The 12,696-nt window shown below is 58.2% G+C and carries 15 protein-coding genes; 1 reads left to right on the forward strand and 14 read right to left on the reverse strand.

Features of this window, described 5'->3' with window-relative positions; all coding sequences use genetic code 11:
- Positions 1 to 492: 492 nt before the first annotated feature.
- Together G5S37_RS11175 and G5S37_RS11180 are read right to left on the reverse strand one after the other, a co-directional pair.
- Positions 493 to 1,299, reverse strand: coding sequence for a hypothetical protein (locus G5S37_RS11175; RefSeq protein ID WP_165203733.1), 807 nt, complete (start codon positions 1,297 to 1,299; stop codon positions 493 to 495).
- Positions 1,300 to 1,614: 315 nt separating this feature from the next.
- Positions 1,615 to 1,941, reverse strand: coding sequence for a hypothetical protein (locus G5S37_RS11180; RefSeq protein WP_165203735.1), 327 nt, complete (start codon positions 1,939 to 1,941; stop codon positions 1,615 to 1,617).
- A 344-nt stretch (positions 1,942 to 2,285) separates the two neighbouring features.
- On the opposite strand from G5S37_RS11180, the gene G5S37_RS11185 reads away from it, so the two are divergent.
- Positions 2,286 to 3,383 (forward strand): hypothetical protein, encoded by a 1,098-nt coding sequence (locus G5S37_RS11185; RefSeq protein ID WP_206026395.1) that lies wholly within the window; start codon positions 2,286 to 2,288, stop codon positions 3,381 to 3,383.
- A 165-nt stretch (positions 3,384 to 3,548) separates the two neighbouring features.
- On the opposite strand, the gene G5S37_RS11190 is transcribed toward G5S37_RS11185, so the two are convergent.
- The 12 genes from G5S37_RS11190 to G5S37_RS11240 all read right to left on the reverse strand — a co-directional run bounded on the left by G5S37_RS11190 (position 3,549) and on the right by G5S37_RS11240 (position 12,592).
- Entirely contained in the window at positions 3,549 to 4,070 is a 522-nt protein-coding gene (locus tag G5S37_RS11190; RefSeq protein ID WP_165203739.1) for a hypothetical protein, read from the reverse strand.
- A gap of 35 nt (positions 4,071 to 4,105) precedes the next feature.
- Entirely contained in the window at positions 4,106 to 4,267 is a 162-nt protein-coding gene (locus tag G5S37_RS11195; protein ID WP_165203741.1) for a hypothetical protein, read from the reverse strand.
- 6 nt (positions 4,268 to 4,273) lie between these two features.
- Positions 4,274 to 5,089 (reverse strand): hypothetical protein, encoded by an 816-nt coding sequence (locus G5S37_RS11200; protein ID WP_165203743.1) that lies wholly within the window; start codon positions 5,087 to 5,089, stop codon positions 4,274 to 4,276.
- 223 nt (positions 5,090 to 5,312) lie between these two features.
- A complete protein-coding gene (locus G5S37_RS11205; RefSeq protein WP_165203745.1) occupies positions 5,313 to 5,819 on the reverse strand; it encodes a hypothetical protein in 507 nt (168 codons plus the stop codon).
- A gap of 100 nt (positions 5,820 to 5,919) precedes the next feature.
- Positions 5,920 to 6,363 carry a hypothetical protein gene (locus G5S37_RS32280; protein ID WP_206026396.1) on the reverse strand — a complete coding sequence of 148 codons (444 nt, stop codon included), beginning with the start codon at positions 6,361 to 6,363 and terminating at the stop codon, positions 5,920 to 5,922.
- 74 nt (positions 6,364 to 6,437) lie between these two features.
- Positions 6,438 to 6,611: a hypothetical protein gene (locus G5S37_RS32285; RefSeq protein ID WP_206026397.1), complete on the reverse strand. Its 174-nt coding sequence runs from the start codon at positions 6,609 to 6,611 to the stop codon at positions 6,438 to 6,440.
- Between the two features lie 240 nt (positions 6,612 to 6,851).
- On the reverse strand, positions 6,852 to 7,343 hold the full coding sequence (locus G5S37_RS11215) for a hypothetical protein (protein ID WP_165203749.1): 492 nt from the start codon (positions 7,341 to 7,343) through the stop codon (positions 6,852 to 6,854).
- Between the two features lie 331 nt (positions 7,344 to 7,674).
- Positions 7,675 to 8,130 (reverse strand): hypothetical protein, encoded by a 456-nt coding sequence (locus G5S37_RS11220; protein WP_165203751.1) that lies wholly within the window; start codon positions 8,128 to 8,130, stop codon positions 7,675 to 7,677.
- Positions 8,131 to 8,846: 716 nt separating this feature from the next.
- Positions 8,847 to 9,620: a VTT domain-containing protein gene (locus tag G5S37_RS11225; protein WP_165203753.1), complete on the reverse strand. Its 774-nt coding sequence runs from the start codon at positions 9,618 to 9,620 to the stop codon at positions 8,847 to 8,849.
- A gap of 301 nt (positions 9,621 to 9,921) precedes the next feature.
- Positions 9,922 to 10,122, reverse strand: a complete 201-nt coding sequence (locus G5S37_RS11230; protein ID WP_165203755.1) for a hypothetical protein — start codon at positions 10,120 to 10,122, stop codon at positions 9,922 to 9,924.
- A gap of 501 nt (positions 10,123 to 10,623) precedes the next feature.
- A complete protein-coding gene (locus G5S37_RS11235; RefSeq protein ID WP_165203757.1) occupies positions 10,624 to 11,061 on the reverse strand; it encodes a hypothetical protein in 438 nt (145 codons plus the stop codon).
- A gap of 76 nt (positions 11,062 to 11,137) precedes the next feature.
- Entirely contained in the window at positions 11,138 to 12,592 is a 1,455-nt protein-coding gene (locus tag G5S37_RS11240) for a hypothetical protein (RefSeq protein ID WP_165203759.1), read from the reverse strand.
- Positions 12,593 to 12,696 lie beyond the last annotated feature (104 nt).

A 12,696-nucleotide genomic window follows, 5' to 3' on the forward strand; every position in this document is an offset into this window, starting at 1 on the left:
TCCACCCACGTCGAACGTCCCCGGTCGAAACGTCTCGTGTCTCCACCCTGCCACGTCATGTGGCACGGCCCTTCATCGCACTACCTTGCGCACTCACCGCATAGCCTCAGGTCAAGGAGTGGGAGCATTCCTGCTCCCATGGAACTCCACCAGGGCCTCATCACTGTGGACGTTTCTCACGATGCCATGACTTCCTCAAGGCGCATGCGCGTCAGGTTAAAGAAATCGTGATGAGAGGAACAGGGGTGGCATTGACCCGCACACCCCCAACTCACACGGCCCGCCAGCGCAGGAAGCAACAACTCCCTCCACCGCGGGCCGTGATCCATATCAATCACATCAAAACCAACATCAGTACTGGCATAAACGTCATATCACGCCTGGAACGCTCACTGCATCCTCACAAGACATCACCGCAGGACTGTCCAACGTCTTACGGTTCGTGTCTTGCTCTGCACTTCACGTTACATCCAGGCATCACTACCGCTGCCACTACTTCTTCTTCTGCTGAGTCGAGGTGGAGCCGCTGGTCGTGTTCGTGCTGGTGCCAGTGCCGGTACCGGTGGCCGGGCCGCTCGTCGCGGAGCCCCCTGTTCCCGTGGAGGTGCCGCCAGTGCCAGCACCGCCCGTGGCCGTGCCACCGGTAGCGCTGCCGCCGGTAGCCGTGCCGCCTGTCGTGGGTGCATTGATCGTGGCCTTGTTGAAGTTCCTGCCTTCGATCGTGCTGCCCGTCGTGGTCGAAGTGCCGGCGCCGCCCGTCGTCGTACTCGTTGCCGAGCCACCGGTGCCACTGCTGTTCGCCGTGCCCGCGCCGCCTGTGGCCGAGCTGGTGCCTGTACCGGTACCACTGGTGGTGCTGTTGGTACTCGTGTTCGTGTTTGTGTTCGTGCGGGTACCCGAGTTCGTGCTGGGCGCCTTCGTCGGATTCGAGGAGGTTCCAGGGTCACGCTTGGTCGTGGTATTCGCGTCCGTCGAGGGCGTGCGCTTCTCCTGGCCGGGAATTACACCTCCCTGGCCGGGTGGGGGATTCGTGCTGCGACCCGGTGCCAGATCGCGCGCGCTGTTGTTATTCGTATCGCTGCTGTTCGGCGTATCGGGTTTCTGCGTGCGGCTCTCCTGCTCACGACCCGGTGTCGTGGAGCGTGTGGAGCCGCTGCTGCGCGAGCCCGAGCCCGACGTCGTGCCCGAACCTGATGTGGAGCCACCGGAACTGCCGCCAGTGGACCCACTCTGACCGCTCACAGGAAGAGACAAGCTCAAACCAGCAAGCACCAAAAGGAGTGTAGGATGGATTTTCATATCCCTCGATCATCGCGTGCGTCCACCAGCCTGAGCGCAATTGCAGACAATCAAATGCAACTTCCCTCCCATCGTGCGCAGTGCTCGATATCTTCGCGGCATTTTGCAAGGTCATGCCCCCTCTCACCTGCCGCGAACCTGTCTCCTGATATAACTGGATACACCAGCATTCTCACTCTCATCCCGGCACCATGGTACAGGATGGGATTGCCCGAAGGGCCTTCGTCCACCACTTCTGCGCCTCTCCACCTGCAGGGCCTGACGTTCCACCTACGAAGGCGTGAAAGTTCCTGGCAGGAGACATCAGGCCTGGTTTCATTTGCGGTCCTTGAAGTTCAAGGACGAAATCTTCGCGGTGTCCTTGGTCAGCCTGACTTTTGGGTCTGAAACTTGAATCTCTTTGATCGAATAGGGTTCACCTATTTTGGCAGCTTGGGAGGTGATGGCCAGCAACCGGTGATCTGTAAATTTGAAAACATCAACTCGCTTGAGTGGTGATGCCGTCGTGAGCTCGTGCGCAATCATCACGGTTGAGCCTGAGAGATCGTAGAGTGCCTCGCTGAGAGGCTCACCCGTATAGACCTCTGCGGCCATGGCGGGGCAGAGACCACTGACGAAAAATGCGAAAATGAGGCGCTTCATGATCATAGCCAGAGGTGCAGATAGTCTGTGAGATCACAACGAGATTCAACCCTCATCTCCTGAGCAGTTGAAGACTGCCCTCGGCAGCGGCGGCGGAAACTTAGCGGGCAAAGGACAAAGGCAAGCGTGAAGTTCCCGCGTCTGCCACGGACGCGTCTCGTGATCCAGCTTCCTCATATCACGGCCCAATGGATGACCCGGAGAAAGGGATTGTCCCGCCGGAGTTTCGCCGGTAAATAATAGATACTTGGCAGTACATTCATCCGTCGGTCAGTCAGTTGGTCACTCTGGTCTGACACACGCGCGAAACTCGATTACGCGATACCGCCCTACCACCTCGCCGCATGAAGAGCTCTCCATCATTCATGGTCCTGCTCTGCCTTTTCATGCTTGTCCTCGGCGTGGCATCGGGGCTTCGTGCCGAAGACCGCTTCTCGGCTGATGATCGACGCATCATGCAATACCTGGAGAGTCTCTCTGCCGATGACCTCGGTAAGAAGGGCAGGGGAGTCCGGCTGTCTGATAACGCCGTGGCCCTGGAGGGGCACACCCTGTTGCATCGCCTGCCAGTCCCCTCGCACAGCGCCCATATCTACGTGCTGCGTGAGGGCACCGTGGCCATGGGCCTGCCGGTTGCCTACGCTTGGGTCGAGCCGGGTGGTATCTCGTTCCCCATCCCGGACCTCCCTGCAGGCGAACGTGGCGAGGCCGCCTATATGCAGAAGGAGGCTTATACCTACGCAGACGTCGTTCCAGGCATAGGGCTCGTCCAGATTTCCTGCCCGACCGAGCGCTGGATCAAATCGCTGCAATCACCCGCCGACGCCGCGAAGTGGGGACTCGAATCGATGGCGACCATCGAAGCTCCAGAGGGCTCCAGCAAGGTGCGGGACGAGAAGGGCGAAGTGATCGCCACGATCAAGGCTGGAGAAAAATTCCTCGCCGTGAAACCCTTTCCTGAATCCACCCATTGGGAAGTCTGGCTGCCGGACGGGAACACAGGCATGGTCCACAGCAGCCACGTGCGTCTCCTTCCTGAGGAGTCCTTGATGAAAATGAACTTCACCCCGTGCATCGCCGTGTGGAAGAAGACAGCCGCGCAGAGGGAGGCGGAATACCGCGCCGCCGGCATGCAGCCCGGCCCCGGTGACTATTACCCGACCCTGCTGCTCGCGAGCACGGGCGATGCTGCTGCTCTCTCCAGAGTCTTTGCTGGCCAGTTCGAAGACGCGGCGGCAGCGGATTACCAGCGAAGCGCGTGGAGAGTCCTGCACCTGGCAGGCGATGCCCGCATGTCGGAAATGCTCAAGACACATCCCCCGGAGAATCCTGACCTCGGCGCCATGCTGTCCGAAGAGTGGACCACCACCCCGATATCCGACGGCAAGAAATACCTCGAGCGCCATTTCCCGCTCACCTACGCAGCGCTATTCGCCAGGTGAGCATATGGCCTGCATCGCACGCCGCCGCACTCCGAAGAGTGACACGGATGTCTTCAGGTCTCGATAAGCAGCGGTTGGAAGTACACCCCAGTACGGACGATCAATATTCCGTGGAAGTTTCAGTCGCGAAGCGACGCCCGAACCGGTGAATCCCGGACGAGTACATCAGAAGTATTCTATCGCCGAGATCAAATACTCAGCCGAGTAAAATCTGCTCAACCCAATCACCGAGCGAGGCCCGAGGAAGAAGCGGCCAAAAGCAGGGTCGGCGAATGGCGCCTCTTCCCAACCTTGCACATAGTCGCCATGAGCAGCGAGAAATGCCTCCATGCTGGGAAACTGACCAAACCCCCGGCGCGAAGTGCCGGTCGCCACGGAACCGACGAGGATGGCATCCGCCTCAATCAAGGAGATATAGCTCGAGGCGAGCTGAATGGGGGCGTCACCCTCGACATAGACTTTGAACTCTGAGTCCATGAAAATCCAACACTGGGCGGTCAGATGCTCAAGGCACGTGTCGTAGCCATCCTCGACCTTGTGGCCCCGCGGAAGGAAGGTCCAGCCTTCGCGAAAGCGTGTCTGGTAAGAGCGGCCCGCGAAATGGGTATCGTAAAGAACGGCAAGATCCGTTGGCAGGGGTTCGCCTTCAGGAATGCCCAGCAGGGAGCGAGCTATGGGAGAAAGCATGGCGTGATGTGGTCTGACATTCGTTGCGGTCGTGTTCAGATGGCGCTCCAGGTAAGTGTGGTTTGCAGTGGGGTGAGCGCCGAAACGGCAACGGTAGCTTCGTGAGCATGGATGAACTGCTCCAACTCGGGCACCTCTTCTGGAGACGCAAACCAGCGCTTGCCACGCTTGAGGACTTTCACATCATGACATGACATGACTTGCTACGGGACCAGCGCCCAGGAGAAGGAGCCCTTTTTCATCACTTCGCGAATCGTGATGTCCACGATTTCGCTCCTGCCGTTCTGCCTGCGAACGCGCGTCTTCCAGTGCTCCAGGCTACCCTTTCGGGTGATGGCGTGGCAGGTGATGACATACTCATCACCCTCCTGCACCACCTTGGGATCCACGCAGTACTTTTTCAGCACGCTCAGGTCCTTCACCTCGCCTCCGCGCAGCCAATGTTCAGCGTAGCGTTCGCTCGACTGCAGTACATATCTATCTGGCCGCGCGTGCAGGTACGCGATACTGCCGCAGAGCGGCTTCAAATCGGCTACGGGCAGGCTGGGCAATTTCTTAAGGCTCTCCTGCTCCATGAGAGAAATCTGGCGCAGGCCCTGCTCACCTTCCATCAGCGTCCACTTGCCCCGCGTGCGGGTGAAGAGGCAGGCGTTCCAGTGTTCATCGCGGAGGAGCACCACATCAATGGTGTTCCTCTCATCATGCCAGTGGTGGGACACATCCCAACTGGATGCGGGCGGCTTGAGCCGTGTCTGCGCCAGTTCCACCACGTTGACCGGGACATCCGCCCAGCCCCATGACGGCTGTTTGGAATTACCCAGGCGAATGGTCCCCGCCTTGCGCGGCACCGCATCTCCACTCCAAGTCGGCGGGGACGATGAGGCTGAGCTGGAAGAAGGAGTGGGAGTGGGAGTGGAAGTGGAAGTGGAAGTGGAAGACGAGGTGCAAGAGGTAACAAGCAATGCTGCCAGGGAAAGTGTGCTCGTGAACTTGAAGATCATGGGGAGGATAAATTTCATCGTGTGTTCTCTTTCCGCGTACGCAGCATCCGGCTCCCCTGCATGCCGCCGCCGGTCGCCTCCATCCGCCTGTCAGGTTTGCGTCTAGGTATACCAGTAGGACTTGACCTCGGCCTCAGGTAAGACTCCACGCAGCTTCTGTTGGAATGCATTCCGATGCCAATGAGAATGTTCCAGAAGGTATCCATTGCCTGATGACGGAAATGCACTCATGCATGGCAGGCTACTTTGCATACGTGAAATCGGCGGTGCCACCTCCCACGTCGTAGAGGCGCTGAATGAGGAGGGGTGTTGCCTTCTTGCTGTAGGTGACCGTGTGCAGTTTCTTGTCCCGCCAGAACGAAATATGCAGTCCCTCGGCAAATGGAACATCTGGCGTGGTATCCGGAAGGCTGGGCAACAATTCCTCAGCAGTGACCGTCTGAGCATAGCTCATTTCACGGGTCTGGGAGTTCTGACGCGCATGGTCGAAGACGTCCCGCACTGTGTAAACAGTGTCCTCGCGGAGATCCATGGTCATGACCATGCCAATCCGAATGCTATCACGCAAAAACCAGAGACAACGGATCTGGGTCTCAGGACAATCGGAAAGATACTTCTTGAAGTAGTCGAGATTGTTCTTGGCGAACTCAGCGTTGAGCTGGTCAGCCGTCACAGGAACTGGTTCATTGGCGACTGCACCATGGATGAACCATGCCAGCAGGACGAGAACCAGACGTAGTCGAGTCATAGGCGTATAACCGGGTGGTTGAGACACGCCGATGTTTCCCGCTCTCACAGTAAAAAGCAAGACCTCTATTATCTGCCGCCAGTGGAGCGGCAGCGCATGGTTAGGTTTCACTGGGTGGCAGCGGACGATCCATGCGCCGCCAGTGGAACTCGAAAAACGCTTGAACCGCGTGATCGAACGCGGCCTTCAGTTCTGCGTCTTGCAGGATTTCAGCCGCCAGAGTGTATTCGTCTTCTTCGTCATCGTCGGACCTCTCCATGACACTCCAGCGAGTGAAGAATACTGCCTGCCGTGTCTTTGGGTCGTCGCGGAAGTCACAACTTACGGCGCTCCCGTCGGGAAGAACAAAGCGCGCATTCAAATCATCTCCATCGTCACAGCTCATCAGGAAGGTGGACATCGGGTCATGGCCACGGGAAGCCATCAACTCCCGCGCCCCGTGCCAGGTGATGCCATGGCGATATTTCGCCGTCAGGGAGACGAGGTCGAAATACTCTCTGATGCGGCGCGATTGCCTCAGGTCAGGATGCTCTTGCATGGTCATGGTAGTTTCCTTGCGGGGCTGACGCACCAAAACTCAGCGACTTGGCCATCGGTGTTTTTGATGAATTGCTCTCATCACGGATACAGCGGTCTCTTGATCCAGGGAATCAAAAACGCAAAGAACAGTCCAAAGGTCACGCAGGAAAGGAAGCCATGCCAGAAGGGCCATGTTGGATGCTGGCCGAAATCAGTCAACGCCTGGAGCGTCATGGGTACGGGAGACCAGATCCACGTGAGTATGGTTGCCATGGTCGGCTGGGAGGACCTGGTAGGACCGAACTCTCCCATGCGATCAGCAAACCTCAAACCAGCAAGAAGAACGGATCCGATGATGTTGATGACCGAGGCCACCAAAAACGCGCTCAGGGAAAACAGGGTGGATGAAGTTTCGTCTTGCATGCTTACCGAATAGAGATTGACGGTTGCTGGCAATCATTTAGACAGGCGACCCGGACCGCTGCAGCTCATGGTCAGGTCGCTTCGTCGGGCTCATCGATGGGCCTTCGGGTGGTCAATGGACTTCAAGGGCAGGCGGTATCTGGTGTAGTGGATTCTCCTGGCGGAGTCGTCACCGATGTAGACTGCGGTCGTGCGCTCAAGGGACTCATGGATGGAAAAGTCGAACGAGCGGAACATCTCTGTGCTCGGTGGTATGTGACCGATTCCAGATATCTCAATACGTGTGGAAACCAGTTGAGTGCCTTTCTCGTCATAGATCACGAGTGTAATATCCCGGAATCCAGAAGGAAACTTGGTGTCGACGAGTTCTGGTGCGTAAACCCTCACATTGTAATCCACCAAGCCTCTACTCGAGTCCAGTGTGCGCCGGATATAGATCTCGTTCGGAAAGGCAGATTCAAGCGAGGGAGTATCATTCGTGACGCCACCTACCGGCTTCGTGAGCAATGAATCGAATGTCTCGGCCTGCGCTGCCAGAGTCGCCGTCAAGGACCATGCGAGAATCAGAAGATGAAGTTTCATGTGGGTGGGTGGGTGTGCTTGTGGTTTAGGGAGCGAGCGGTGCGATGGCGGAGGCTGTGACAGCCGGAGCTGTCTTTCGTGGCCGAAGGTGGGAAGTGCGCGCCCATACGCCTAATATACAGATTGCAGATGGTCTGCAAAGGTACAGAAAAAAACAACCCTGCTACACATTGATGATGCGGGGGGAATCAGCCGCCAGCCGGTAGGTCCGTGCAGAAGTGGACGCTCGGGTTCCGTGGCGCCGGAATCGGGCAACGGCATGCGACCAGCATATCAGACTCTTCTTTCGTCATGGGAACGCGCACACTTCACCGACATGCGCCAGTGCTCACTACTCACTGGTTGCTCGTTTCTTGGCGGCGTCCCACCGGGCCGTCAACCGTTCGTAGTCGAGCGGATCGAAGTCCATTGACTTGGCTTGCGCGACCTCCCGGAGTTCCTTGAGCACTGCCGCGACCATGGGGGCAATCTCTGAATCAATTTTTGCTGTTTGTGCCTTTGATATCTTTTGGAGGAGAGTCGGATGAGTCATGGAATAATGCAAAAGAAGCTCTGCAAAGATGCTCCAGATGACCTCTTCTCTGCTCTTTCCCCTGCTGTAGATATTCAACCTTTTGCTCTGAGAGACGTATTCGGCTGCAATGGCGGAATGGAGTGAATTGGATAGCCGAACGGCTTTGACGCATTCCCTCCAGGGTTGAGGGATCAAGGGCCATAGGACTCTAATGTCCTCCTTTGAGAGGCCGTGCCTGTGACCTTCCTCTACTGAATCAACAATGACCTTCATCTTCATCCTCCCGCCGAACGGGCAGATAGTCTGCGAGCTAATGGCAAAAAGCAACCATCTGTGACCTGAAATGCGGTTTTATTGATGGTTGCGCAATAGCGCTGACAAATTTTTCTAACCTATTGTCTTGGTCAGTTCCCAAAGTTGCAGCCTGAAGGGCTGCAGGAGTCCAGCCCAGGGTTAGGGAGTCCTGCTTTGCGCATGTGCATCAGGATAAGGGATGGCGAACGACGGACGTATCCAACAACGACAGTGGTTCGCTTGCATCTGGCACGTGGAGGGAACGCATTGCGTCGTGGTGTGCGGGTGGCAAGCGTTGGCGCGACACCGCTTTGAACGGAAAAGGCAAGCATCAGGCGCGGTATCTCGGTCCAATTCCCAAGATGCGCTTCCACTTGGGAAGCTTCGGATGCTGAATTTCACCAACGCCCTCCGGGATATCAGAATCAGATTCCTTGGTTCAAAGCGGTGTCGCGCCTGAAGCTTGCCACCGCACTCCAAGACGCAAAGCGAACTGGTGGCGTGAGTTGATCTGCATGGTGCTACCTCCCTGATAGAGTCACCCGTGGTTTCTTATCCTGACGCATATGCGCAAAGAGGGACTCCCTAACCCTGGGCTGGAAATACACCTTCCGGTGGTGTCGCTACGCTCAACCACCGGCTACATGCTTTTATCCCTCCGGGATGTCACCGCTCACCGTCGCACCGCTCACCGGCTACTCCATCTCCTTCACCCTGCCATACTTCCGCACCATCCGCGTCACCACAAACCCCAGCAGCACCGCGCTGCCGATGCTCAATCCCGCCGCCGTCCACTCCGCGGGGCCCATGTTCGTGAGTTCCGCCTTCTCCAGATAGCGACCACCCACCTTGCCGAGGTACACATAGATGAGGTGTCCCGGAATCATCGCCAGAGTCGTGGCCAGCAGGTAGTGCCAGAACTCCAGCGCCGTCATGCCGTAGAGCAGATTGCTCAGGCCAAAGGGAATCGCGTGCATGCGCAGCAGGGCCACAATCTTCCATCCCTCCTTCGCAATCGCCTTCTCCAGAAAGTGGAAGCGATTGCTGTGCTTCAGATACTCCGCCGCGTGTCTGCGCCCGGCCACTCTGCCCACGAGGAATCCGCATGCTGCCGCGAGCGTGGCGCCTGTGTGCACGGCGATGACTCCGCCCGCCATGCCAAAGATGTAGCCACTCATGAGCGTGAGCGGCAGGCAGGGCAGGCACAGCATGCCCACCACAAAATAGATGCCTGCATAAGCCAGCACGCCCAGCCAGCCCATGTCCCGCAGCGGCTGCGCGATACCCTCCAGCCAGCCCGCCACCGGAATGTCACGTGCCAGCATCAGCCCCAGCACCACCATCGTGACAAGGCCCACGACCCATTTCCATTTTCGCTTCCACCGTGGCCTCTGCTTTGGCTTTGGCCTTTCCTGGGCATGCTGCGACCGCTTCCCCGGCTCCTGTGCCTGCGTGAGTGGCGCGCTCATGGGCTCTCGATACTCCTGGTGAAAGTGGCGGTGAACTGAATGCCGGTCATCGGAGCGCCATCGCATCGTCATCGTGCATCTCACACGCATCACACTCGTGCACACCGGCATCCAGAGTTCGCCCTTCACCCTCACCATGGTCGCCAGCAGTCATTTCACTGCCTCCGCTGACGCTTTAAGAGGAGGGAAACGCAAGGCAGCAAAATCAGCAGAGGGCAAGAGAGGTGGATGTGGAATGAGAGGGTGTATCACCATTCCGAATTCTCAAAACTCCATCACTCCATCAAGATGCCCGCGCGCGTCAGCCCGCCTTCTCCCTGCTCTGGAGAGCCAGTTCCTCCTCAGCAGCCGCCAGGCGCTGCAGCAGGTCTGCCTCTTCCAGCCACCAGGATTCATTCGTGGTATCCACGCAATGCTGGTGCACATCCAACAGGCTTCGCGCAAACCTCACGCGCCATTGAGCGTGCTCAAGCTTGCCCTTGAGATGTGAAGCGGAATCCATTCGGCACTGACAGGGGGTTATAAGGGGTACGCGCGGTGCAATTTCACTGGCCCCAGAGAGGGTAAATATTTTTAAGAAATATTGATATTGCCCGACTCTGACCGTTTCCAAGGGGCAAACACGCCCTCCGGCACCGCACAGGGTTCGCATGCCAGCGTCCGCGATCCGCCCCTAGGGTGGGGTAAGGGAGAGGGGAGTGCGCCTTCGAGCCGGGGGAAGGCAGAGCCCGGCTCTCTCCCTCACCACGAAACGTCTCGTGACTCCAGCGTGCCAATTCATGACGCGCGACCCTTTCATCGTGCCACCTTGCGCGCAGCGCCTTGGAGTGCGCGTAAGCTGGCCAGCCATGGACACGTCTCACGCCGTCGTGCTCGTCTTCTATCACGAGACGATCTAATGCAGATATAGAATATCCGAAACTACCACACCACATCCCACCACGCACCGCATTCACCTCTGCTGCTTCGCTGCTTTGCGCTAAACCTTTCCGCTCCGCTCTGCTCACCTCACCGACCGGAATGTCGTTGGCGTCTGCCGGCGCTCGATCAGTGGGTCCATGCGCAGCTCCTGGAAAAAGAGCACCGCCCGCGGCATCAGGTACACATTGGGATTCTCCGTCACCGCGTGCCATTTCACTCCATCGTCACCAGGCACCAGCGCCTCCACGCGCAGGTTCTCCAGCAGCACCGGCGTCTCACCCGCCACGCGCACGGCGAACTGGTCCGGCCCGAGATCGCTCGATCCCGTGAAGGTCGTTGTCGTGTTCACCCTCGAGATGGTCACCGTGTACCAGAACCGGTTGGCCGGGTCCGCCGCCACACAGGGAGACAGAAGACTCATGCCCAGCCACAAGCAGGCAATCATGGCCAGCACCACCGGCGCAACAGAAGCAGGAGCGGGCCGGAACGCGAGTACATGCACATGTGTTGTCGTTTTCATGGGAAGTACGAGACCGGGTTTCAGGCCTCACCTCCAGAATCGCAAATTGCCCGTTTCCCGCGCTCAGGAGCTTGCTTCAATTTCCACGCCACTCCGGTTGCAGCCGGTGGATCACACTTTGCAGGCGCGCGGTCGTCCTCACCGGGTCCAGGCCCATCTCGCGCAGCAGGTATGAAAAGCCCTCCCTTGGGTCCTGCCTCGCAGCCCAGACCACATCCGGCAGCGTCAGTTTCAGCGGCAACCCCCTCGGGACGTAGCGCTCCAGATACGAGGGGTCATTCCGTTTCAAGACGGTCCCCATGAAATTGCCAAATATCATGTAGTTGCACCAGCCACCCTCGTACCACGGTACCTCATGCCAGGGCGTCAGCGGTATCAGTTCATTCACAGCATGCCACAGTTCCAGCAGCTTCCTCGGGTCCTTGGCGGATAACCCAAAGGCGTTGGAGGCACCGTGTGGCATTCCGCTTTGTGGCAGCACCTGAGCCTTCAGCTCTGGTGACAGGGGCTCCCGCGAAAAGTATCCTCCTTCAAACTTCGCGCCTCGATCCAGCAGGATGTCCACCACCTCCTTCGAGTTCCTGCTCCAAGCCATGTAGAGTGGGCGGTTCAGTCCCTCAAGAACGTTCCCCTCAGGGTGGGGTTCGTGCTGGAGAATCAGCCCCACCAGGTCCTTCGTTCCCCCTCCCGTGTATCCACAGTAACGCGAGCCGCGCATGAGGAACTTATCCATCAGGTGGGACAGGGCAGTCACCCACCGTGTGGTGTATCTCGAGACCAGCAGCACCGGATTGGGCTCCGCGCCATGCTGCAGGCAGTACTTCATCACCGGTATATTCATGGAGCGCACCGCACATTCATAGAAGATATCCACCAGTCTCCAGTCCAGATTGGTGAAGTCCCGGGCCATCCACTTGCAATGACCATGGCGATCGCGCGAGAGGGTCATGGCTCGCAGGTCCTTCCCACTCACGGCCCTCAGGAAGCGGTCATTCTTGTTGAAGTAGATCGCATTGCAGACAAAGGCCGCCAGGCTCTCCTCATCCCACGATATCTCGGTATCTGAGTAGTCCGGCATCCAGGTGTGCGTCTTTTCCCAGACGGTGAGTCTCGAGGCCCCCGCCAGGTAGTGCGCCTTTGCCCGGGGGTTCAGCTGCGGCCAGAGGTGGTGACCCAGACGTGGCCCGATGAACGCACCCACGGACCACATCCGCTCCTTGCACAGGGCCTCCATCTCCGGAGCCAGTTTCTGGTACTTGTCCCAATAGTCCGCGAGGACAGTCAGGTGCTCGCGAACTCCACCCATATCGATGGGGACCAAGTCATCGTGTATCCGATGCCTGTCCTGCATGAAATCCATCCTCCCTATCCGCACCTCCGGCCCGGCATCGCGGATCGCAGCCACTGCGGCGCGCACCACCTCATCGTTCACACGCTCCTGCCGGGCCTTGCGTATTTCCTCCAATTCCGCATCCATCTTCTTCCATGCGTCAGGGAGTTCATCGTCTTCAGGAGTTTCGTCAGCATCCATGGTGGGTCTCCAGACTCGCGTCAGCCTGCATCAGGTTACGCGGGGGGAACACTATTACTTCATATCATGGCACATCATATCACCGTACAGTACAGCGCAGACGG

Origin of the sequence: Roseimicrobium sp. ORNL1, assembly GCF_011044495.1 — a bacterium.
In the GTDB taxonomy this organism is placed as follows: Bacteria; Verrucomicrobiota; Verrucomicrobiia; order Verrucomicrobiales; family Verrucomicrobiaceae; genus Roseimicrobium.